This window comes from Corynebacterium gerontici (assembly GCF_003813985.1).
GTDB lineage: Bacteria > Actinomycetota > Actinomycetes > Mycobacteriales > Mycobacteriaceae > Corynebacterium > Corynebacterium gerontici.
This window is the reverse complement of the sequence record NZ_CP033897.1, coordinates 529,559-552,604: the sequence shown is the minus strand read 5'-3', so window position 1 is coordinate 552,604 and position 23,046 is coordinate 529,559. Positions and strand designations below refer to the sequence as shown.

At 57.9% G+C, this 23,046-nt stretch carries 20 protein-coding genes; 14 read left to right on the top strand and 6 right to left on the bottom strand.

Going from position 1 to position 23,046, the window contains the following annotated elements:
- Positions 1–15: 15 nt before the first annotated feature.
- From CGERO_RS02580 to CGERO_RS02570, 3 genes are read right to left on the bottom strand one after another with little or no spacing between them, the layout of a single operon-like run.
- The gene (locus CGERO_RS02580) at positions 16–1,239 is read right to left on the bottom strand and encodes a 5-(carboxyamino)imidazole ribonucleotide synthase (protein ID WP_123933332.1); all 1,224 of its coding nucleotides are present in this window, start codon (positions 1,237–1,239) and stop codon (positions 16–18) included.
- Positions 1,240–1,296: 57 nt separating this feature from the next.
- Complete coding sequence (locus tag CGERO_RS02575; protein ID WP_123933331.1) at positions 1,297–1,764, bottom strand: hypothetical protein; 468 nt, start codon at positions 1,762–1,764, stop codon at positions 1,297–1,299.
- Positions 1,761–2,579 carry a biotin--[acetyl-CoA-carboxylase] ligase gene (locus CGERO_RS02570; RefSeq protein ID WP_123933330.1) on the bottom strand — a complete coding sequence of 273 codons (819 nt, stop codon included), beginning with the start codon at positions 2,577–2,579 and terminating at the stop codon, positions 1,761–1,763. The genes CGERO_RS02575 and CGERO_RS02570 overlap by 4 nt, the downstream gene beginning before the upstream one ends.
- A 184-nt stretch (positions 2,580–2,763) precedes the next feature.
- Between CGERO_RS02570 and CGERO_RS02565 the strand changes: the two genes are divergently transcribed.
- The 11 genes from CGERO_RS02565 (at position 2,764) to CGERO_RS02515 (ending at position 14,148) form a co-directional block, all read left to right on the top strand.
- Complete coding sequence (locus CGERO_RS02565) at positions 2,764–4,395, top strand: acyl-CoA carboxylase subunit beta (RefSeq protein ID WP_123933329.1); 1,632 nt, start codon at positions 2,764–2,766, stop codon at positions 4,393–4,395.
- Positions 4,396–4,452: 57 nt separating this feature from the next.
- On the top strand, positions 4,453–4,779 hold the full coding sequence (locus tag CGERO_RS02560) for a CD225/dispanin family protein (RefSeq protein ID WP_123933328.1): 327 nt from the start codon (positions 4,453–4,455) through the stop codon (positions 4,777–4,779).
- Positions 4,780–4,872: 93 nt separating this feature from the next.
- Positions 4,873–8,115 carry a bifunctional lysylphosphatidylglycerol synthetase/lysine--tRNA ligase LysX gene (gene lysX, locus CGERO_RS02555; RefSeq protein WP_164470240.1) on the top strand — a complete coding sequence of 1,081 codons (3,243 nt, stop codon included), beginning with the start codon at positions 4,873–4,875 and terminating at the stop codon, positions 8,113–8,115.
- Positions 8,116–8,223: 108 nt separating this feature from the next.
- On the top strand, positions 8,224–8,526 hold the full coding sequence (locus CGERO_RS02550) for a DUF2752 domain-containing protein (RefSeq protein WP_123935880.1): 303 nt from the start codon (positions 8,224–8,226) through the stop codon (positions 8,524–8,526).
- Between the two features lie 125 nt (positions 8,527–8,651).
- Positions 8,652–10,283: an acyl-CoA carboxylase subunit beta gene (locus CGERO_RS02545; protein WP_164470238.1), complete on the top strand. Its 1,632-nt coding sequence runs from the start codon at positions 8,652–8,654 to the stop codon at positions 10,281–10,283.
- 65 nt (positions 10,284–10,348) lie between these two features.
- Positions 10,349–10,624 (top strand): acyl-CoA carboxylase subunit epsilon, encoded by a 276-nt coding sequence (locus CGERO_RS02540; protein ID WP_123933326.1) that lies wholly within the window; start codon positions 10,349–10,351, stop codon positions 10,622–10,624.
- A 193-nt stretch (positions 10,625–10,817) separates the two neighbouring features.
- Positions 10,818–11,825 carry a LacI family DNA-binding transcriptional regulator gene (locus CGERO_RS02535; RefSeq protein WP_123933325.1) on the top strand — a complete coding sequence of 336 codons (1,008 nt, stop codon included), beginning with the start codon at positions 10,818–10,820 and terminating at the stop codon, positions 11,823–11,825.
- Between the two features lie 58 nt (positions 11,826–11,883).
- Positions 11,884–12,780, top strand: coding sequence for a ribokinase (locus tag CGERO_RS02530; RefSeq protein WP_123933324.1), 897 nt, complete (start codon positions 11,884–11,886; stop codon positions 12,778–12,780).
- Positions 12,780–13,388, top strand: coding sequence for a Maf family protein (locus CGERO_RS02525; RefSeq protein WP_123933323.1), 609 nt, complete (start codon positions 12,780–12,782; stop codon positions 13,386–13,388). Before CGERO_RS02530 ends, CGERO_RS02525 begins: the two co-directional genes overlap by 1 nt.
- Before the next feature lie 11 nt (positions 13,389–13,399).
- Positions 13,400–13,810, top strand: a complete 411-nt coding sequence (locus tag CGERO_RS02520) for a DUF3151 domain-containing protein (RefSeq protein WP_123933322.1) — start codon at positions 13,400–13,402, stop codon at positions 13,808–13,810.
- Positions 13,811–13,830: 20 nt separating this feature from the next.
- Positions 13,831–14,148 carry a DUF2200 family protein gene (locus CGERO_RS02515; protein WP_123935876.1) on the top strand — a complete coding sequence of 106 codons (318 nt, stop codon included), beginning with the start codon at positions 13,831–13,833 and terminating at the stop codon, positions 14,146–14,148.
- Here the strand turns inward: CGERO_RS02515 and CGERO_RS02510 are convergent.
- Both CGERO_RS02510 and CGERO_RS02505 read right to left on the bottom strand, forming a co-directional pair.
- Positions 14,135–16,201: an acyltransferase family protein gene (locus tag CGERO_RS02510; protein ID WP_123933321.1), complete on the bottom strand. Its 2,067-nt coding sequence runs from the start codon at positions 16,199–16,201 to the stop codon at positions 14,135–14,137. The genes CGERO_RS02515 and CGERO_RS02510 overlap by 14 nt on opposite strands.
- Positions 16,202–16,423: 222 nt before the next feature.
- On the bottom strand, positions 16,424–17,482 hold the full coding sequence (locus CGERO_RS02505; protein WP_123933320.1) for a Cj0069 family protein: 1,059 nt from the start codon (positions 17,480–17,482) through the stop codon (positions 16,424–16,426).
- A 506-nt stretch (positions 17,483–17,988) separates the two neighbouring features.
- Here CGERO_RS02505 and CGERO_RS02500 point away from each other — a divergent pair.
- The 3 genes from CGERO_RS02500 (at position 17,989) to CGERO_RS02490 (ending at position 21,411) form a co-directional block, all read left to right on the top strand.
- Positions 17,989–18,867, top strand: a complete 879-nt coding sequence (locus tag CGERO_RS02500) for a sulfurtransferase (protein WP_123933319.1) — start codon at positions 17,989–17,991, stop codon at positions 18,865–18,867.
- Positions 18,868–19,106: 239 nt separating this feature from the next.
- Entirely contained in the window at positions 19,107–20,888 is a 1,782-nt protein-coding gene (locus tag CGERO_RS02495; RefSeq protein WP_123933318.1) for an acetyl/propionyl/methylcrotonyl-CoA carboxylase subunit alpha, read from the top strand.
- A gap of 13 nt (positions 20,889–20,901) precedes the next feature.
- A complete protein-coding gene (locus CGERO_RS02490) occupies positions 20,902–21,411 on the top strand; it encodes a GyrI-like domain-containing protein (protein ID WP_123933317.1) in 510 nt (169 codons plus the stop codon).
- A 32-nt stretch (positions 21,412–21,443) separates the two neighbouring features.
- Here CGERO_RS02490 and uhpT read toward each other — a convergent pair whose 3' ends face one another.
- On the bottom strand, positions 21,444–22,859 hold the full coding sequence (uhpT, locus tag CGERO_RS02485) for a hexose-6-phosphate:phosphate antiporter UhpT (protein WP_123933316.1): 1,416 nt from the start codon (positions 22,857–22,859) through the stop codon (positions 21,444–21,446).
- Positions 22,860–23,046: the final 187 nt, after the last annotated feature.

Genomic DNA, 23,046 nt, shown 5'->3' with positions numbered 1-23,046 from the left:
GTTCTCTCCTAAGAATTACAGGGATTCCGGCGCAAAACCTTCTGGCCACTGCGCATGGCGCAGAAAGTGCGCCGCTGCTTGTGCCCGTCGGCGAACGCTCTCTAGATCTTCGCCGCACGCATTGACGTGGCCAATCTTCCTGCCCGGGCGGTGCTGCTTGCCATAGAGGTGAATCTTGGCGTCTGGCACGACGTGCATAACTTTGGCTACACGATCGGCCATGGGCATAGATGGATCCCGCTCAGCACCAAGTACATTTGCCATCACAGTGTAGGGCGCCGTGGTGTTCGTGGCCCCCAGCGGGAGATCCAAAACTGCGCGGATATGCTGTTCAAATTGACTGGTTATGCAGCCGTCCTGGGTCCAGTGTCCGGTGTTGTGCGGGCGCATGGCTAACTCATTGATACTGATATCCGCTTGGCCATTTTCGTCCTCACTCAGGAACAGTTCGACTGCGAGCACGCCGGTAACCCCGAGCTCTCGGGCAATATCTATCGAAAGTGTCTCCGCTCGGCGTCTCAGTTCGGCATCGATGCCTGGCGCGGGCGCGGTGGCCTGGGCGCACACTCCGTTTTCTTGGACTGATGCCACTACAGGCCACGGCTGGGTTGCTCCCGAGGGCGTGCGAGCCACCATCGCCGATAGCTCACCGCGCAACGCAACTTTCTTTTCAGCCATCAGCGGGGTGCCGGCTTCGAGCAATGAACTCACCAGCTCCCGCAGCTCCTCGCGCTGGCCGGGGAACCATACCCCCTTGCCGTCATAGCCACCCCGGCGCGCCTTCAAGCAGACCTGGCCTTCGACGGCGTCCCAGAACGCCAGCCCATCATCTACCGATTCGATCGCGGCAAAGGGCGGAACGGGTGCGCCGACCTCGCGCAGCTTCTTGCGCATGAGCAGCTTGTCTTGGGCAAAAATGAGGGCCTCGGGCTGAGGTTGCACATTGAAGCCCTCGGCGATCAGCTCATCCAGGTGTTCGTTTGGCACGTGCTCATGATCGAAGGTGATCGCGTCGCTTCCCGCAGCCGCTTCACGTACACTTGCAAGGTTGCGGAAATCCCCCAGCAGTACGTCTGCACACACCTGAGCCGCACTGGCATCTCGTGAACCAGCGAGCAGACGTAGCGAACATCCCAGTTCGATCGCTGCCGTTTGCATCATTCGTGCGAGCTGCCCATCACCGATCACAGTCACGATGGGAGCACCTGGGGCGTGGGCGGGGTGTTCTACCTCATTCACGCCGCTCACTATACGCAGTGCCTTTCACCCTCCCGAAGACGCTCCCCCAAAATGGCGCTAGAAGACCACCGGTTGCGTGATGCCCTCTTCGATTCTCAAAGCTACCAACTTCGCCTTTGGTACTGATTCCAGCAACACCAGGTGGTCGAGCCCTGCCACAGATAACGTAATGTCCTTTCGCTTACGCCCAACGTGGCGAATGGAGGAAAGATAAATGGCATCGACACGAGAACCAAGCCCAGCATCGCGGGCGATGATGCGCTGATTTGTCACAATGATGCGCCGACGGCGTGCAGCCACCACTGGTAGGACGAAACGAAGCAACACCAGCACGAACCACAGCGCCACGACACCATTGCGCATGAGCGATCCTGGATCAAGGAAGGTTTGGTCACGATCCATCCAGCCGATTGCCATCCAGCACACCCCGGTGATCACGATGAGTTCCAGCACTGGATAGAGCAAAGCTCCGAAGCCGGCTGTGATGTCCGCGCGAATTTCTTCATCTGGCGAAATGCGAATCATCTTGTTCCTCCCTCAGTTGCTGTGTAGCCGCCGGATTGGGCACGAAGGTGAAAGACGTCCCCCGCGCTCAACTCCTGTACCTCATCGCCAGTGTCTACCAACAATTGTCCCCCGTCGCTCACGCCAACTGCAGTGCCAAGCAGCTCGCGATCGCCCGGAAGGATCACCCGGACCTCCGTTCCGATGGTGGCACAGTGGGCGCGATAATCATCCAGCATGGAGGGATCGTTGTCCTGCCATTGGTGCAGGCGATGGTGCAGCGCTTTGAGCACCTTGGCCGCGAGATCATTGCGCTCATATTCGATCCCCTCAAGCTCAAGACTCGTTGCGTGGGGCACTGGGAGTTCCTCACGGCGAAGCGAAGTATTCAGCCCCAAGCCAATGACCACTGCGGGGTCACTGAGGCTGACGGCTTCTGCCAGGATGCCGCACAGCTTCCGGGACTCAATGATGAGATCGTTGGGCCACTTCACGGCAACGCCCGAATCGGCAGGCAGGGCGTCGACAAGCGCTAAACCTGTCGCCAACGGCATGAGTCCCAGGCGTTGCACCGCTTCCTGCGGCGGGCGCAATAATAACGACAAGGTGAGTTGGGCTCCGGTGGGCGCCTCGTAACGACGACCCATGCGGCCACGACCCTGAGTTTGGTGTTCGGCCAGCAGGACCGTCCACGCCGGTGCACCTTGCTGGGCCATTGCTACGAGGTCTGAATTGGTACTACCGGTTGTTTCAACGTGTTCGACTCGCGCATACAAGCCGTCGAGCGCTCTCCTCAGCGCGGTAACGTTCAGCGGTGTGCGTGGATCCTGGCTCATGCCAATTCATCCTAATTGGCTGTAAGCGATTCGGTCTTGCCGATCCTCAACCCATGCCGAAGCACCCAGGGGAAATATTTTCACCCCAGAAAGTGCAGGTCAGGTGATTTAGTGCCGATAATCACATTCCTAAATGTTATTTGGTTATGGAAACGACAGCTCTTGAAGCATAAGATCCTAAAACATGACTATTTCCTCACCTTTTGTTGACGTTGAGGCGCTGAAGGATCTCACCACCACCGCCGGAAAGATCGCCGACTTCAAAAATCGCCGACGCGAAGCAGCCGAGCCCATGGGTGAGGCCGCGCTTGAGCGGGTGCGCAAGGCAAACCGACTCACCGCCCGCGAACGCCTTGACTATCTGCTCGATGAAGGCTCCTTCATCGAAACGGACCAACTCTCCCGCCACCGCACCTTCGCCTTCGGCATGCAAAGCCGACGCCCAGTAACCGACGGCATCGTCACCGGTTGGGGCACCATCGATGGCCGGGAAGTGTGCATCTTCAGCCAGGACGGCACCGTGTTTGGCGGGGCGCTTGGCGAAGTCTACGGCGAGAAGATGATCAAGATCATGGAGTTAGCCGTCACCACCGGCCGCCCGCTGATCGGCCTCTACGAAGGCGCGGGCGCGCGCATCCAAGACGGCGCGGTTTCACTCGACCTCATCGCGCAAACTTTCTACCAAAACATCAAGGCATCTGGCGTGGTGCCCCAAATCTCCGTGATCATGGGCGCCTGCGCGGGCGGCAACGCCTATTCCCCCGCGCTAACGGATTTCGTGGTTATGGTCGACGAGACCTCCAAGATGTTCGTCACCGGGCCCGACGTCATCAAGACCGTGACTGGCGAAATGATCACCCAGGAGGAACTCGGCGGCGCCAGTGTGCATCTGGAACAAGCCGGCAACTCGCATTACACGGCCGCCAGCGATGAAGATGCGCTCGACTTCGTCTCCGATTTGGTGAGCTTTCTCCCCTCCAACAATCGCACCACGGCTCCACGCGAAAATTATGAACATGAAGAGGGCAGCATCGAGGCGAATCTCAACCCCGACGATCTCGCACTCGATCACATTATCCCGGACTCCCCAACCGTTCCCTACGATGTCCGCGACGTGATCAGCTGCCTGACCGACGATGGCGATTATTTGGAAATTCAAGAAGGACGCGCTGACAACGTGGTGACTGCCTTCGGACGCATCGAGGGCGAATCCATCGGCTTTGTGGCAAACCAACCCACCCAATTTGCCGGCTGCCTGGACATCAACGCATCCGAAAAGGCCGCCCGCTTCATCCGGACCTGCGATGCATTCAACATCCCGATTGTCATGCTTGTCGACGTCCCCGGTTTCCTCCCCGGCGCTGGTCAGGAACATGACGGCATCCTGCGCCGTGGTGCCAAGCTGCTCTACGCCTATGGCGAGGCCACCGTTCCCAAAATCACCGTCACCATGCGCAAGGCCTATGGCGGCGCTTATTGCGTGATGGGGTCTAAGGGCTTGGGCGCCGACGTCAACCTGGCCTGGCCAACCGCCCAAATCGCCGTGATGGGCGCCGCAGGGGCAGTGGGCTTCCTGTACCGCAAGGAACTGCTACGAGCAGCGGAAGACGGCGTTGACATTGTTGAGCTCTCCGCCGCATTCGAGCGCGAATATGAAGATCACATGCTCAATCCCTATCTGGCGGCCGAACGCGGCCTCATCGACGCGGTCATCCTCCCCAGCGAAACCCGCGGCCAGATTAGCCGAAACCTTCGTTTACTGCGCAATAAGCACGTGCAGCGCCCTGCCCGCAAGCACGGGAATATCCCGCTATAAGGAACATCACTGCTAAAATGTGACGGAAAAGACTCCGAACACAAAGCAAAGGAACCCATGACGAACCCCTATCAGCCGAATCCCGAAGAACAGCCACAGGGCTATGACGCATACAATACCGGCTACGCTGGTGCGCCCATGACGCAGCCAAAGACGTATCTGGTGTGGAACATTTTGATCACGTTGTTCTGCTGCCTCCCCTTCGGCATTGCGGGTATCGTGTTCTCCTCTAAGTCTGGCAGCGCATGGAACGCCGGTGACTATGCAGGCGCGGAGCAAAACTCCGAGCGGGCAAAGAAGATGATGCTCATTGGCCTCATCGGCGGCCTGATCGTTGGTGGTATCTACATCGCGTTGGCGTATACGGGATACCTGTCCGAGTAAAGCCATCCCCTACCTTCACCCCCAAGTGAGCACTACACTTGGGGGCTATTATTTTGCCCGACAGATCACCCAGATACACAGAGGTCACTGTTCTTGAAAGCATCAAAGCTTGAACGCATCATCCCTGGCTACTTTTTCTTCACCGCATTTGCTGTAGTGGCGTTTAACCTTTTTGGTGAGGCTCAGTGGGTGCAGCGCTTGAGCGCCGTGCTCGATTTCATCTTCCCGATTTCAGGTTCAAGCTTGCTCGGTGCCCTCTTCCTGCTGATCAGTGGCCATGCACTGGTTCGTCACAAGCGCATTGGTTATTGGTTCGCGTTTCTCTTTTTCACCGTTGAGATCATCAGCGCAGCAATCGTGTTGTTCGCAGCCGCGGTGATCTTTGAAGATATCCGGAGCTTCGTCACGGTCGAGGACCTCATCCAAATCAGTGTCCTCACTGCCGTTCTTCTGACGTTGTTTATCGCGTTGATTCGTGCACGCAAGCGCTACCAAGCCCCGCTCGCGGAGCGTTCGTTGCGCCGGGCTCTTCTCACAGCGACACTCGGAATGTTGCTGACGGCCACTATCGCGCTGTGCACCGCGATGGTGATGAACAACGTGGGCCATAACCGCCTGCACTTTGGCAAGCTGATTCGCCAGCTCACTCTCCCCGCCGACGATTTCGTTCCTGAGGTGCAAGCAGTGCTCGCAGGTGGCACGTTGATCACCATCATTGTCACTGCGGTGATGTTGTTGTGGTCAAGGGGTAAGACCGATGTTCAGGATCTCGCTGCCGAGCTCAAGCTTCGCACCCTTCTTCGTGAGCAAAGCGAACAGGAAGCCGATTCCCTGGGATATTTTGCTACCCGCAGGGACAAGGGCGTGATCTTTGCCAAATCCGACAAGGCGGCTGTTGCTTACCGCAACGTCATGGATTCTTGCCTGGCTGCGGGGGATCCGATCGGTCCGAAGGATCACTGGGATGCAGCGATCCGCGCCTTCGTCGAGCACGCAAATCAGAAAGGCCTCGCCCCCGCCGTTGTGGGCACCTGCGCTGAGGCAGCACGCGCGTATGCACGAGCAGGATTTAAGGTTCGCGCGCTTGGCGATGAGTCGGTCATCCATACCAAGAATTTCAACCTCAACGATTCCAAGCTTATCGACGTTCGCCATGCCCATCAGAAGCTGATTGAACAGGGGTATAGCGCGCGGATTCGCCGCCACAAAGACATCAGCAACTCAGAAATGCAGCGCCTGATTTCCTTTGCCGATCGCTGGCGCCAACACGGGGACGAGCGTGGCTTCTCTATGGCGCTGGGCCGTCTGGGGGATCCCCTGGATGGTGACTGCGTATTCGTTGAGGCACTGGACAACGAGGGGGAAACTCGAGGTTTGCTCTCCTTCGTCCCCTGGGGCAACGCTGGGCTATCCCTGGACGTCATGCGCCGCGACCTCGAAAATGCAGGTAGTGGCGTCACCGAATTTATGGTGGCATCGCTACTTTTGCAGGCCAGGGAAGTAGGCGTACAGCGAGTTTCTTTGAATTTCGCCTTCTTACGCGAAACCATCGAGGCTGGTGAGGATGTCGGTGCCACTATGACTCAGCGCATCAACCGCGCGGTGGTGGGCTTCATGTCCCAAAAGTTCCAGATCGAGCAGCTGTACCGCTCCAACATGAAGTATCAACCAACGTGGCAGACCCGCTATCTGTGTTGGCGCGATTCCAGCGACATTGCCACCATTGGCCTGGCCGTTGCCATCGCCGAGGGGCAAATTTCTCTACCCTTTATCCGCGAAGGCGCCTCCCAGCAACCGCGCTATGATGCCGACAATCCCGCGATTCTAGCCTTCCTCGAGGACACAACACCGGCACTGCCTGCGGTGAAGTATCCGCAACAAGTACAGCAGAAGTTACACCAGCGCCAGCGGATGCTCGACAGAGGCGTTGAAGCCTATCCCACTGATTTTCTTCGGCAGTGCGATCTTGGAGCGGCAGCACATGCCAGCGAAGGCACTGCGTTGAGCACCGCTGGCCGTGTTATCACGATTCGTGATCACGGTGGTGTGCAGTTTTATAAGCTGCGGGATTGGAACTCGGAACTGCAAATCCTGATCGAGGCTGATCACGTTGGCAAACAGTCACTACGGGAACTTCGCCGTCAGGTTTCTGTTGGCGACCATGTCGGCGTCGAAGGTGTTATTGGGCGCTCGAGAAATGGCACTCGCAGCGTGGTGGCCAACTCGATCCGTGTCACATCCAAAGCTTTGCGCCCCATTCCGAGAGGCACGCTTGCGGACGAAGAAGTCAAGGTGCGCCGCCGCTACCTTGACCTCATCACAAATCCGGAGGCACGGCACGTGCTGCAGGCTCGAAGCGCGGTGATCCAAGCAATCCGCAACACGCTGTTGGAGCAGCGATTCTTAGAAGTTGAAACGCCAATCCTGCAAACCGTCCACGGTGGTGCGAATGCGCGCCCATTCATCACGCATATCAATGCGTATAACCTCGACCTTTACCTGCGCATCGCACCTGAGCTGTACCTCAAGCGCCTGATGGTCGGCGGAGTGGATCGCGTGTTTGAGATCGGGCGAAACTTCCGTAATGAGGGTGCCGACGCCACCCACAATCCGGAGTTCACCATGCTAGAGGCGTACCAGGCCTACGGCGATTACAACTCGATGCGCGAACTCACCAGGCGAATCATCATCAATGCTGCCCTGGCGGCCAATGGGAGCACCATTATCCGGGGTGAAGACGCACAGGGTGTGCTTCATGAGGTGGATTTAGCCAAGCCGTGGCGAGTGATCAGTGTGCATGAGGGTATTGCGGAGGCAACTGGCCAGCCAGTGACGCCTGATACTCCGATTGAGGAGCTCAAAGAACTGGCACGCGCCCACGGCGTGCACGTTGAGGACAATGTCACCCGAGGTGCGCTCATCATCGAACTCCACGAAGCCCTTGCCGAAAGCCGCGCGGTCGCGCCTACCTTCTTCATTGACTTCCCCACGGAGGTTTCTCCCCTTACCCGTCAACATCGCCACGATCCGCGAGTCGCTGAGAAATGGGATTTGATCTGCTTCGGAGCAGAAGTGGCGACCGCCTATTCCGAGTTGATTGATCCAGTGATTCAGCGAGAACGCTTAGTGGCGCAATCCCTGCTCGCGGCAGGTGGAGACCCTGAGGCGATGGAGGTCGACGAAGATTTCCTCGAGGCACTGGAGTACGCCATGCCACCATCTGGCGGCATGGGCATGGGCGTCGATAGGCTCGTGATGATGCTCTGTGAAAAGAACATTCGACAAACCATCGCTTTCCCTCTGGTGAAACCGAACCGACGCGAGCGGAACACATAATTGTCTAGCAAGATTCAAAGCCTTAGCGGCCCTCTGTTCGTGGGCGCTCTCGGCCTGGCAGTCATAGGATTCGTGCATTTCGCCGATCCAACTACCCCTGGCGGCGTCATGCCCACCTGTCCTTCCAAAACACTCTTTGGCGTTTGTTGCCCAGGATGCGGAACCTCGCGCATGCTGTATTCATTAACGCAAGGCGATCTCCAGGCGGCGCTGCACTTCAATGCACTCGCAGTATTAGCAATTCCGCTATTGCTGTGGAGCTACGTTGCCTGGAGCGCGCGAAGGCTCGGCTATTCATGGCGAAGTTGGGAGCAGTGGACATTGGCGCCATCCGTGGCACTGGGGGCGCTCTGCACATGGTTCGTGATTAGAAATATCCCGGTAGCACCCTTTGCAGCGCTGTGGGTGTAGGCGGAGGTGCCGTCGAAAAGCTACCCCCAACCCTTACCCCCGAAATGCAGAACTTTTGCTTTCGCGGGGTTGATTTTTTTCGAACCTTTCACAATTTGCGGTGGCGCTCCCTAAAATTAGGAACCATGACCGCCGCTATGAAGACTGAAGACTCTGGCCAAGCTCCGGACCTCACCACCACTGCAGGAAAACTCGCCGATCTCCGCGCACGTATCGCTGAGACTGAAGCACCCATGGGCCCCAAGTCCATTGAGCGAGTTCACGACGCAGGCAAGAAAACAGCCCGTGAGCGTATCGAATACCTCCTCGATGAGGGCTCCTTTGTCGAAGTTGACGCCCTAGCCCGCCACCGTTCCAAGAACTTCGGCCTGGATGCAAAACGCCCCGTCACCGACGGTGTGGTTACTGGCTACGGCACCATCGACGGCCGGAAAGTCTGCGTCTTCTCTCAAGACGGCGCGGTGTTTGGTGGCGCGCTCGGCGAAGTGTACGGCGAGAAGATCGTCAAGATCATGGACATGGCCATCAAGACCGGCGTTCCGCTCATCGGCATTAATGAAGGTGCGGGTGCACGCATCCAAGAAGGCGTGGTCTCCCTCGGCCTGTACTCGCAGATCTTCTACCGCAACACCCAAGCATCCGGCGTGATCCCGCAGATCTCGCTGATCATGGGCGCCTGCGCAGGTGGCCACGTCTACTCCCCGGCCCTCACCGACTTCATCATCATGGTGGACAAGACCTCCAAGATGTTCATCACCGGCCCCAACGTAATCAAGACCGTCACCGGCGAGGAAGTGACTCAGGAAGAACTCGGTGGCGCCCACACCCACATGAGCACCTCCGGCACATCCCACTACACCGCCTCCGACGATGCCGACGCCTTGGATTGGGTGCGCGACTTGGTCGGCTTCCTGCCTTCCAACAACCGCGCCGAAGCTCCTCGCGAGCCCGCCGACATTATGGTGGGATCCATCAAGGACAACATCAACGACATTGACCTCGAACTGGACACCTTGATCCCGGACTCCCCGAACCAGCCCTATGACATGAAGGACGTCATCACCCGCGTGCTGGACGACGGCGACTTCTTCGAGATCCAGGAAGGCTACGCCGGCAACATCCTCATCGGCTTCGGCCGCGTGGAAGGCCGCAGCGTGGGTGTGGTTGCAAACCAGCCCACCGAGTACGCGGGCTGCTTGGACATCAAGGCATCCGAGAAGGCCGCCCGCTTCGTGCGCACCTGCGACGCCTTCAACATCCCGATCATCGAGTTCGTGGACGTTCCCGGCTTCCTGCCCGGCACCTCTGAGGAATACGACGGCATCATTCGACGCGGCGCCAAGCTCCTCTACGCCTACTCCGAGGCCACGGTTGGCAAGATCACCGTGATCACCCGCAAGTCTTACGGTGGCGCGTACTGCGTGATGGGCTCCAAGGACATGGGCGCTGACCTGGTGCTGGCATGGCCGACTGCGCAGATCGCCGTAATGGGCGCATCTGGCGCCGTTGGTTTCATCTACCGCAAGGAGCTCAAGGCAGCCGCTGCCGAGGGCAAGGACGTGGCGGCGCTGGCAAAGGAGTACGAGAAGGAATACGAGCAAACGCTGGTGAACCCCTACATGGCCGCGGAGCGCGGCTTCGTCGACGCCGTGATCCCGCCAAGCGAAACCCGTGGCCAAATCATCGAGGGCCTGCGCCTGCTCGACCGCAAGGTCGTGAACGTGCCCGCGAAGAAGCACGGTAATATTCCTCTGTAAAACCATTTCCCGCGCTCTTCGCGGGAAATGCCCACAGAATTCCAGCAAGAAAAAGAAGGTACCGCATGGCTGACAATGCTGACACCAAGGCCGAGAACGCCGAAACCACCGGGGCAGCGGATGCAGAGAAGCCAGCACGCCCTTTCCTGAAGGTCATCAAAGGCAACCCTGATCCGTCACAAGTTGCCACGCTCACCACGCTCTTTGCTGTGATGGCGGATCAGGCCGCTGGCGCTCAGGATCAGCAGCGCGAGCGCAACATGTGGGGCAATATCGACGAGCAGCTTTCTCGCCCGAACACCTTTAACCCCACTGCCTTCCGGAATGTGCATTTCTACTAGACGCATATCCTCAAGCCCGCTCATGCCCCTGTCCAAGCGACGGGGGCATGAGCCATTTCCACGCAAGAAAATTGCAACTCTCGCATGAACGGGGGTGAATCGCCCCAAAAAGGCAGGAGTTTCGATGAAACCCAAGGTTAGACTATTGAGCACACGGTGTTTGTAGAAATCCCCACCCGAAACGAGGCCTCTTATGCAAGCAAATCGAGCCAAGCGTAAAACGCCTGTCACACTCCGGGACATTGCCGCGGAAACTGGGCTTTCCGTGAGCACGATTTCACGCGCCCTGGCAAACAATCCCGCCATCGCCGAAGCCACCCGCGAGCATGTGCAACAAACGGCAAAGGACATGCGTTACCGCCCGAATTGGCAAGCGGCATCCCTGCGAAGCCGAAAAAGCAACATCATCGGCGTTGCGGTACCGGACATTGAGAATCCATTCTTTGCAGCACTCGCAACGGCGATTCAGCGGGCAGCGCACGCCAAAAGATGCTCTGTGATGTTGTGCATCACAGATGATGATCCCGAGATGCTCAGCGAAGCGGTGGAAATGTTCGCCGGTCACCGTGTTGACGGGATGGTCGTGGTGCCACATGAAAGCGCCACGGATCTCTTTGCCACACCTTTGGAGGAAGGCATTCCGGTGGTGGCAGTGGATCGTCGCAGTAATTCCCCCGACGTCCCCAGCGTCGTAAGTGACCCACGCCCCGGTTTAGAAGCGGGAATACGCGCGCTGATGGAAAACGATGACATCACCATCGGTTACTTGTCTGGCTCCTTGGACACCTCCACCGGCCGAGAGCGCCTTCAGGTGATTGAAGAACTGGGGGCCGAATTGAAAGTGGACATCTCGGTGTATCAGGGCACCTTCGATCAGCGTGATGGCTACGAAGGCACTATGTCATTGCTCGCCAAGGACGTGAATGCCATCATCGCTGGAGACTCGACGCTCACAATGGGTGCCATGCAGGCGTTCTGCGAACAACAACTGGAAATTTCTCAGGAAATCGCACTACTCGGTTTCGACGAAATTCCCATATTCCGCTATCACAATCCCCCGCTCAGCACGGTGGATCAACAGGTGCAGCGCTTGGGTGAAGAAGCATTCGAGTTGCTCATCGGTGAAGATAAACTGTCGGGTGCCCACCCCATCGTGATCCCGACGGTGCTGCATGATCGAGAATCTACCTACTTGCGTTAGCAAATAGGTAGCGTATTGGAGGAATACGTCTTTCACTGATCACTCCAAGGAGCACAAGGTGCCAAACATCGCCGTCGTTGGTTCCATCAATGCCGATCTCACCGTGCAGGTGGATCGCCATCCAAAACCAGGTGAAACACTGTTGGGGGCCGGTGGCGGCGTCGCACCCGGAGGTAAGGGGGCGAATCAGGCGGTGGCTGCAGCGCTTCGTGGCGCAGACGTTCACGTTGTGGGCGCTGTGGGCGATGACAGCTATGCTGACCCAGCGCTTGCGCTGCTCAAAGCCGCAGGTGTTCATCTAGAGGAGGTAGAGACAGTGCCGGGCAGCACTGGCCTGGCAGTGATCACCGTTGCCGCCGATGGCGAAAACTCAATCGTGGTAGTTCCCGGCGCCAACGCTTCAGTTGATGCCACCTTTGTTCAACGACACGCCCGAACAATCCGCGAGGCTGATGTGTTGCTTTTGCAGGGCGAGATTCCAGCCTCTGGTATCGAAGCTGCCGTCGCATTGTCACAGGGCCGAGTGATCATCAACCTCGCGCCCGTTGTGAAGGTCGCCCCCGAAACCTTGCTGCACGCTGATCCGATCATGGCGAATGAGCACGAGGCTGGCCTGATTCTGGAGCAACTTGGGCGCACGGGCGACGGTTCGCCTGAAGCACTTGCCCGAGAACTGCTGCGCGCTGGCTTCCCTTCCGCAGTCCTCACCCTAGGCGCCAAGGGCGCTTTGGTGGCTGATCAAAGCGGACTGGAGTTGGTGCAATCGCCACGCGTGAAAGCTGTGGACACCACGGGCGCAGGCGATGCCTTTGCGGGCGCGTTTTGCGCGGCCGTGCTTGGTGGAGCCGGCTTGCGAGAGGCGGCTCAGGAGAGCGTGCGCGTTGCAGCGTTCTCGGTCACCGGTTACGGCGCGCAGACCTCTTATCCGCAGCCTGATCAGGAGCTTCCCCAGTAATGCGATTTGTTTTAGCTTCTAGCTCACCGTCTCGCCTACAGATCCTTCGCTCTGCTGGAGTTGAACCAGTGATCGATCCCGCCGGGGTGGATGAGGACGCCATCATTGCGACATTGGATCGTCGCGGAGCTGCCCCCGGGGACGTAGTTCAGGCACTGGCGCGGGCGAAGGCCGAGGAAGTAGCGCAACGCTGGCCTGCAGACGTGGTTTTGGGTGGAGATTCCATGTTGCTTATCGAAGGCACACTGCAGGGAAAGCCCAAGACGGTGGAGGCAACTATCGAACGTTGGCAGCATCAGCAGGGCAAGGTGGGCGAGTTGCTCAGCGGCCATCACCTTGTCACTCCTTCGGGGACTCAGACCTTCCTGAGCACCACAAAGGTTTGGTTTGCTCAGGCCAACGACGCAGACATTCGCGCCTATGCAACAACTGGCGAGCCGCTGCAGTGTGCTGGTGCGTTCACGTTGGAAGCAATCGGTGGGTGGTTTATTGACAGGATCGAAGGCGACCCCTCCAGCGTCATCGGTCTTTCCCTCCCAGGGCTGCGCAAAGCACTGTATTCCCTGGGCTTTGAAGTCAGCGAGTTTTGGAATCGCTCCCTCGTGTAAGAATGGGGAGCATGACTGAGTTCAACGATATGCTCGCTCCCCCGCCGATGCATCTACCCGAGGATCAGCCTGCTAGCACCGATCCGTCGATGGCTTTGAAACACCCCGCTTCACCGGCGATCTGGGCGTCGCTGGCTGTTGAGGCAATTGACCATGCGAGTACCGACATGGAGCGCGTGCATGCCTATGCTCTTGCTCGAACGGGCTATCACCGCAGCCTGGATCGCTTGCGGGCCGCCGGCTGGAAGGGCTGGGGGCCGATCCCCTTTGAGCACGAGCCGAACCAGGGCGTGCTCAAAAGCATCGCCTGTCTTGCGTTGGCCTCGAAGATGATTGGCGATGACGCCGAATACGAGCGCTGCCGTCAAATGCTCAGCGATGCCGACCCTCAGTGTGTCGCAATCTTGTTGGAGTCCGAATAGTGGCATTCGACCTTTTAGCCATGACATTCGGTGAGCTCTACCCCACCTACCTGCAAAAGATTGAGCGCAAGGGGCGCAAAGAGTCAGAACTGCAAGAGGTGCTGGCCTGGCTCTTTGCCATGCCACGCGACGAGCTTGCCAGCCTCAACGATGCTAGCTTGGGTGAAATTTTTTCTACCCGCGAGCTCAACGAAGCCGCCGACAAGATCACCGGCTCCGTGTGTGGGGTCAAGGTGCACCTCATCGAAGATCCCGTGATGCGTGGGATCCGTTATGCCGACAAGCTTGTCGACGAGCTCGCGAAGGGCAAAGCCGTGGAGAAGATTAAGCGAGATTGAGTTCTTTCATCAGTGGCGCCATTGCCTCCCAGAGCAGTGGCGCTGCTGAACGCACGTAATCGTCAGAGAGGTGGTTGCCATCTCGATAGACGTAGATATTGCCGATGACTGGTGGGCAGAAGCCGTCCTCGCACAACCACTGTGAAGTATCGATGTTGATTTGATTGTCGTTCACCAGATACTCGTCGGCGGGATTGTCCGCAGCATAGAACTCGTTTTCTGGCTTGCCGCATTCAATCATGTCTCCCGTCTTGTCATAGCACTGAGACACTTTCTTACCCTTGCCGCCGGGCAAGATGAACCAAGGGTTGTCCCGCAGACCCACGAATGGGATATCCAACCGCTCTAAGTATTCCCAGAATGTTGGGTAGCTAGCGGGTACTTCGTCGATGAACCTGTTGAGCTCCAGCAGTGGGCGGGTGGAATTGGAGACAACGAAATCAGGCTGATCCTCCGCGATCCTTTCCATAACCACCGAGTTGAATTGCTGGCAACTTTGGCTGAACACACCATCGAGTTCCTCCACAAACGCGGGGCAGGACTGCCGCACGAATGGGATCACCTTGAAGTGGTGTTCCTTACCCAAAGTATCGAGTGCCGCCATCCACTGTTCGGCGTGCGAGCCACCAACCAGATAGGCGGTCACCTCAGCGTCTTTGTCGCCGAAAGTGCAGTCCTTCGGCTTCTTGTCATAGGGCAGCTCATTGGGGTTTTGATTTGCCCAGCTCATACAGCCTTTCGTCCAGGCAAGCCCAACGGTTTCGGCAAGAAGATACGGATCTGGCTTCGGTTCAGCCTGCGGAACGCGGGCACCTTCCAACGCCATGGCACCAGGATATACTCGCGGATCAAGGCGATAGTTCGATAGCGCCTCCACTTCTTTGGCCCATTCCTGCGGAATCAAGAATGCCGTGGAACATAACGTGGCGATGATGATGGCGGCCAGGCCCCGCAAGGATCCCGTGGTGCTGAAGATGGAGCGGAAACCTTGGCGGATACGCTTATCCCCTACCGCGGGTCGCCGCGCGTGCTGTTGGAAAGGCACTTCAATCCAGATGTGGGTGATGTGCGCGAGCGCCAGGGAGGCGATGATGACCACGATGCCAAGCCACACCTCGGGGCGTTCCTGATTGAGGTACGCGGTGAGGACGATCAGCATGGGCCAGTGCCACAGGTAGAGCGGGTAGGCGATTCGACCGAGGTAACGCATTGGTGCCGACCCGAGCCACCCCTTGCCATTGCCGCCGAGGATGATCAAAGCGGCACCGCCGAGCGGATACAGGGCGGCAGGGCCTGGGAACTGCGTGGCGCCGTCGAAAAGCAAGCCGGTGCTCAGCACCATAATGAGCCCGAGAATCACGATGGTATGCCGAAGCCAAGTGGGCAACCGCAAGTTCGAGCAGAACAATAGCAGCACAGCGCCGAGGGTGAGTTCCCACATACGCGACCACGTTGAGTAGTAATTCACGTGTGAGTCGCTGGCAGTGAAGGCATAGAACATTGACGCAGCAGTGGCGATCACGAGCGGAATGCCGGCGACGATGCGGACATTGTGGGTGCGCTTGCGGTTCAACAATGCAATCAACAGCGCAAACACGATCGCCATGATGTAGAACTGTCCTTGCACCGACATGGACCACAAATGCTGCAGTGGGCTAATCGACGCCGAAGCCGCCCCGTAGCTCTGTCCTTGCCAAATCAATTCCCAGTTTTGGAAATAGCCCAGTGAGGCAAGCAATTGATCCCCGATGTCGGATTGTTTCAACTCGGGTGTGAGCAAGGAGATAGCAATGACGGTGCTCAGCAGCACCACGATGAGCGCGGGCACTAATCGACGAATCGTGCGCCACAGTGGCCACCAAGGGTTGAGCAGTGCACCCGGATTGTAGGCGTAGCGAAGTTGCGACCCTAGGAAGAAGTAGCCAGAGAGCAGCAAAAAGACGTCTACGCCGCCGGAAACTTTGCCAACGAACACATGAAATATCACCACAAAGGCGATAGCGATACCACGCAAACCGTCGAGGTCGTGGCGGTATTTCACTGGTTCTGGCATGTGTGGCGCTTTCTTCGCTGTATATGAGCGACTGGGATTCGCTAGCTCTTATGTTTTAGCAGATCGAGGACAATTGTCAGAGTTTATGGCTTTTCTCTGCCATCGTGCAGTGTATCCGTCCCATGAGGCAACAACGGCAACGAGGCCAAGCGGGCCGCTGACGAAGAAAAATCCCTTCCCCGAGAATCTCGGTGGAAGGGATTCGTTTACGCCCTTAGGGCTTTATGCGTTCTTTGCCTCGACACGCTCGATTGCTTCCTTGGCCACCATTTCCTGGATGCCCATGTCCAGTTCGGACGTGAAGCCGACGCAGGAGCAGTTGATCTCGCCGAGCACATAAGTGTCGGAGCCGTCTTCTGCGTCAGCGAGCATGAAGTCGGCGGTCCAGATCAGCGGGATGTTGTCGCCACCGAGCTTCTCAGCGATAACCGGGCGGGCGTCGGCGAACATGTCCACAAGGTCCTGCCAAGCCTCGGGCTTGTCGTAGGTGTACTTTGCACCGGAGAACAGGGTTGCGGAGAAGTTGTCGCCGCCAGCAGCGGGCTTCTTGTGCACCACGAATACCGGGTGGGGACCAACGAGGAGGATACGGATTTCGCCTTCCACGATGCGTGGCATGAAGCGCATATCCACCAACATGCCGTTGTCGCCAACGATGTACTGGTCGCAGAAGTCCATGAACTCGCCGAGCTCACGAACCTCGGTGTGGTTGTCTACAGCCTCAGTGCACTTGAGCTTGGTGTCCAGCGGCAGCTCCGTGCCTGGCTCAACCTTCGCTGCAAGTTCCTTGTCCTCGAGCTGCACACGCCAGATGCCCGAACCGGTGGAGCCGCGGTTTTGCTTCAGCACGCGCTCACCGTAGGAAAGAGAGGAGGGGAAGGTCTTGTGAAATTCCTCCACCTCGTAATATGCGTGAGTGTCTTCGGGAACCAGGTCGGTCTGGTTAAGCTTCACCAGCGCGTCCTTGGCACCGTAGGCCATCATTTCCTCCGGAGTGGACATGCCAACGAGGCCGGCCTCGGAAAGCTTGGTCAGCAGTTCGAAGTAGCCCTTCTCACCACCGGGGATGTTGCCGGGATTCACACGGGAGATATAAGCGTCGAAGTTCTTCGAGACGTACTCGAACAGCGCCTCGGACCATTCGGGGCGGTAATACACAACCTCGGAGTGCCAGCCTTTCTCCTTGATTGCGTCGACAATCGGCATGGTGTCCTTGCGGTGGCCGTCGAAGTACTTGTCGGAGCCGCCTTCAACCTCGAAAACAACAATGCTCTTGTGCATACGTGTGAACCTTTCCTCACAACAATTTGGTGTACATCACGCAGTGAAGACCGACTTGGGATCCAGTCAGCTCCTCGCCTGGGTGCAACTACGCCCGTATCTTTTGGGGGTAACCGGGAGGCGGCAACGCTGCCCGTGGTTTTGCCTGTGTCGCAATGATCACAGGGCTTTGCAACCTCCAACACTCATGGTATTTCAGGCCCAAGTGACATGCCGTGCGCCAAAGCGAAATAGTTAGGAATGACACATCAGCCAGTGGCTGTTAACGGAGATACATGCAGTTCGTGGCGTCGAAAAGCTTCACCTACAGCCCCGTATGGGTGTGCCAGCTCCTCCTACAGGAGGGACCCTGACCGCAGGGGCAGCATCTTGGATATAAGGAAAAACCTCATATTCGCGCTTCACAGATCAGACAAAACCATTACACTTTGGCAAGTAGTAGCAAACATGGCGAAGTTCATGCGCTGTCATCATCACGTGCCATCTTCAAGTCTGAAAGGCCACCCATGCCGCTCCCCCTAGATCCAAACCCGCAATTTGAGCAATACGCACACCCTGAGCGTCTCGTTTCCGCATCGTGGCTTTCCGCTCGCCTTGGCACGCCCGGGCTTCGAGTTGTGGAGTCCGATGAAGATTCCCTGCTCTACGACATCGGACACATTCCGGGGGCCGTCCGCATTGACTGGGCAAAGGATCTCAACGACCCGCAAATCCGCGATTACATCGACGCGGAGGCCTTTTCAGAGCTCATGAGTCGCAAGGGTATTGCCCGCGATGACACGGTGGTGGTCTACGGCGATAAGTCCAATTGGTGGGCGGCTTTTACCTTGTGGATTTTCGAGCTTTTCGGGCACGAGGACGTGCGCATTCTCGACGGTGGCCGCGATGCCTGGATGGCTGAGGAACGCGATACGTCTTTCGCCGTGCCGGAGTACGGCCCAACCGCCTACGAGGTTGCCAAGCGGGAAGACACCCCCTCGCGCATCTTCGTCCAAGAAATCTGCGAGCGCCGCAACGACCTGCAGCTTATCGACGTTCGCAGCGCCGAGGAATACGCGGGGCTTCCCAACCGCGAGTACCCTTCTGCTCCTGTGAGCAGGTTTGGCCACATCCCCGGGGCTCGCAACATTTCCTGGGAGTACTCAACCCATGCCAATGGTCGTTTCCGCTCCATTGAAGAACTGAAGGCCACCTTCGCTGACATCTCTCAAGACGACGACATCGTGGTGTACTGCCAGGTTGGCGAACGCGCTGCCCACTCCTGGTTTGTACTGAAGTACCTTCTGGGTTACCCCACGGTCCGCAGCTACGATGGCGGCTGGGTTGAATGGGGCAATATGGTTCGCATGCCAGTGGCTATCGGGGTAGAGGAATCTTCCTCCTAGCCCTCATTAAGGTATTATTTCCCCTGCAAAAGGGTGGCCATTCTCTTGCCTCACGCTGATCCTCGGAGCTGCGGGTGGGCAATGCAGTATGGTTACCCCCGATATGGCGGTAAGTGCCAAGTTTTCAGGCTCAATTATGCCCGAAGCGACCCCCATGCAAGCTACGCTTGTATGCGTACTACCGCCACCGACGAGCCCATGCTTGGCACGTTGGAGAAAAATTATCTAGGAGAGCTTGAGTGTCTGTGGAGAACCGAAAGATTACAAAGGTCCTCGTCGCTAACCGCGGCGAGATTGCCATCCGCGTGATTCGCGCAGCTCGCGACGCAGGCATTGCAAGCGTCGCTGTTTACGCGGAGCCGGATGCCGATGCACCCTTCGTAGCAATGGCAGATGAGGCTTTCGCACTGGGTGGCCAAACCTCCGCCGAGTCCTACCTCGTGTTTGACAAGATCCTCGACGCCGCAAAGAAGTCCGGCGCGGACGCCATTCACCCCGGCTACGGCTTCCTCTCTGAGAATGGCGATTTCGCCGAGGCCGTCATTGACGCCGGCCTGATCTGGATTGGCCCCTCGCCGCAGTCCATCCGCGACCTAGGCGACAAGGTCACCGCACGTTCCATCGCGCTGCGTGCCGAGGCTCCCATGGCGCCCGGCACCAAGGATCCGGTAAAGGACGCCGACGAGGTTGTGGCCTTTGCCGAGGAGCACGGGCTCCCCATCGCCATTAAGGCAGCCTTCGGCGGCGGCGGCCGTGGCATGAAGGTTGCGTACAAGATGGAAGAGGTGGCCGACCTCTACGAGTCCGCCACGCGCGAGGCCGTTGCCGCTTTCGGCCGCGGCGAGTGTTTCGTGGAACGCTACCTTGACAAGGCTCGCCACGTGGAGTGCCAGGTGGTTGCCGATATGCACGGCAATGTTGTGGTTGCCGGCACCCGCGACTGCTCTTTGCAGCGCCGCTTCCAGAAGCTCGTGGAGGAGGCCCCGGCTCCCTTCCTCACCGACGATCAGCGTAAGGAACTGCACGAGTCAGCAAAGCGCATTTGTAAGGAAGCCGGTTACTACGGTGCTGGCACCGTCGAGTACCTGGTGAGCTCCGACGGTCTTATCTCCTTCCTCGAAGTCAACACACGCCTCCAGGTGGAACACCCCGTCACTGAGGCCACCACCGGCTTGGATCTGGTGCGCGAGCAGTTCCGTATCGCTGAGGGCAAGGAGTTGCACCTTAAGGAGGACCCCAAGCCCCGTGGCCACGCCTTCGAGTTCCGCATTAATGGCGAGGACGCAGGCTCCAACTTCATGCCGGCTCCCGGCAAGATCACCAAGTACATCGAGCCCTCGGGCCCCGGCGTGCGCATGGACTCCGGCATTGTGGAAGGCTCCGTGATCGGCGGCCAGTTCGACTCCATGCTGGCCAAGCTCATCGTCTTCGGCGAGACCCGTGAGGAAGCGCTTGAGCGTTCCCGCCGCGCTCTGTCTGAGTACGTAATCGAAGGCATGCCTACCGTGCTCCCCTTCCACGCACACATCGTGGAGAACCCCGCTTTCGTGGGCGATGGCGAGAAGTTCGACGTTTACACCAAGTGGATCGAGGAAGAATGGGAGAACCCCATCGAGCCTTATGTCGATCCCGAGGACGTGGACGAGGAAGAGTCCGTGCCTTCGCAGAAGGTGGTCGTGGAAATCGACGGCCGCCGCGTCGAGGTGGCACTGCCTGGCGACCTCGCCCTGGGTGGCGGCAACGGCGCAGCGAAGAAGAAGGCCAAGAAGCGTCGTTCCGGTGGCTCGAAGGCTGCGGTGTCCGGCGATGCCGTGGCCGCCCCGATGCAGGGCACCGTGATTAAGGTGAACGTCGAGGAAGGTGCCGAGGTCAACGAGGGCGACACCGTGGTGGTGCTCGAAGCCATGAAGATGGAAAACCCCGTGAAGGCTCATAAGTCCGGCGTAGTAGCTGACCTGGCCGTCGCTTCCGGCGAAGGCGTTACCAAGGGTCAAGTGCTCCTGGAAATCAAGGACGCCTAAACCAACACTTGGCATGGAGAACCCGCTTCTGGCGGGTTCTTTTTTGCTTTTCGACGCTACGCTGTTCACCATGCCCGTTGAAATATTTGAGCACGCCCCTTTTACCTTCGTGGGACCCCGCGAGCGCATCACCTTTGAAGGCATCCGTGACTACTACCATCGCGCCTTCAGCGCCGCGTATGGCGCCATCAACGCCGCGGGAGCTCAGCCCGCAGGTGCGGCCATCGGATTCTACTTCCAACCGCCGGGCACGGAGTTCGATCTGGCAGCGGCGTTCCCAGTAGCAGATGCCCGGAATGTCGACCCGGCCCTCGTGCACCACTTCCCCGGCGCTCGGGTGGCGAAGACCGTACACCAAGGCTCCTATGATGGCTTGCCCCAGGCGTGGGAGCGGTTTGTAGCCGACCTAACTCAACGCGGCGAGACGCCGGGCAATATGTCATGGGAAGAATACGTGACCATGCCCCAGCCCGGCGGTGATCCTGAGGCGTTAATCACGCATCTATTTTGCACGCTGAGCTAGGGGCTTTGCCTGAACAAAATGTCCTGTTGCTCTTAGTGCGGGGTGGCTGTGCGCGCGAGTTCGTCGTCTGCCCGGAGCCGGCGAATCTGGCGTTCCTCACCCAGTGCGACGATCACCATGATGGCGATGCCGATTACCAGAGAGGCGTAGAGCACGGTGAACATTGCGCCCCATCCGTGGAGGAGATGGCCGAAGATTTCGAGCCCGTCACGCTCGGGATCCGCCACCATTGCAAGGCCAACCTTGGCAATCGAATCACCAAAGAGGTAGCCAAAGGTGCCGGTCATGCCGTTGGCTACCGAGATCGCTTTCTTGGGCACGAAGCCCACTAGCGAAATACCGATGAGAAGCTGCGGACCAAAAATCAATGCGCCAAGGATGAATAGTGATGAGTTCACTTGCAGAGTTGATTCGGCGGACTGATAGAACCCGATGGCTAGGAACAGTCCCAGCATCGCGATGACTGCGACGAGTGCACGGCGACCACCAGCTAGATCGGAGATGTATCCCCAGCTCATGGAGGCGAAGAAGGCGCCGATCTCGAAGAAGAAGATGGTATTGACTGCGGCTTCGGTGCTGAAGTTGAGGGTTTCTGTGACGTAGAGAGGCGCCCAGTTATCGATGCCGATTCGGATGATGTAGGTAAAGACATTGGCAACGCACAGCAGCCAGATCCACGGGTTGAGCATGATGTATTTCTTGAAAATGGCGAACTTGCTCATATCCGCCGACGCAACGTTGCGTACCTCGACGGGCTCACCAAAGATTTCCTCTGAAGTGTTCCAACCGAGCTCTTGGGAATCGTTCTTTCCGATGAACATGCCTGCTACGCCGATGGCGATACCGATGAGCGCTGGAAATACGAACATGCCAATAACGTTGCCGCCGAAGAACATGTTCGCACCCCAGAGTGCGATGACGCCTGCGAGCGCTCCGCCGATGTTATGTGAGGCATTCCAGAATCCGAGGTAGCGGCCGCGCTGTTCACGAGGGGTCCAAGAGGTAATCGTGGAGTAGGAACCCGGGCCGCCTGCAGATTGGAATAGACCGTTGAGGCCCCAGAGCGCTACGAATATGCCCACATGCGATCCGAAAACGCTCAGCGTGATGCCCAGGCCAAGAACAGTAAGCGACGCGAGCACCAGCAAAAAGGAGATGATTTTCTTGGTGTTTCTACCGTCGATCAGGTAGCCCAGGAGCGTTTTACCGATGCCGTAGGTGATTGAGAAAGCCAGTCCGATGTAGCCAAGTTCTAGTGTGCTCAGTCCATATTGTTCTTTGAGTAGGGGCTGCGCGGCCTTGAAGTTGTTGCGTACAAGATACATGCACAGATAGACCACGAATACAACAAAGAAGGACTTGAGAAACTGCCCTAGCCATCGGCGCCGTTGTTCATCCAGACTCAAACCCGAGTGTGGGGGTCGCTGAAGGGAAAAGAAGGGGGTCATGGGGTGTTGTTCCTCCCCTCGAGATACAGCCTGGGATTAGAAAGTATTGTGAACTCTTTCCCATTAACTGTGGGGACGAGAAAAGAATACTCCCGGATTTCTCAGTAAGTAGAACGTTTGCATCCCTTTTTTAGTGCTGCATCTCACTGAACAAACACTCCGATTGCACAGTGTTCAATTTCGCATC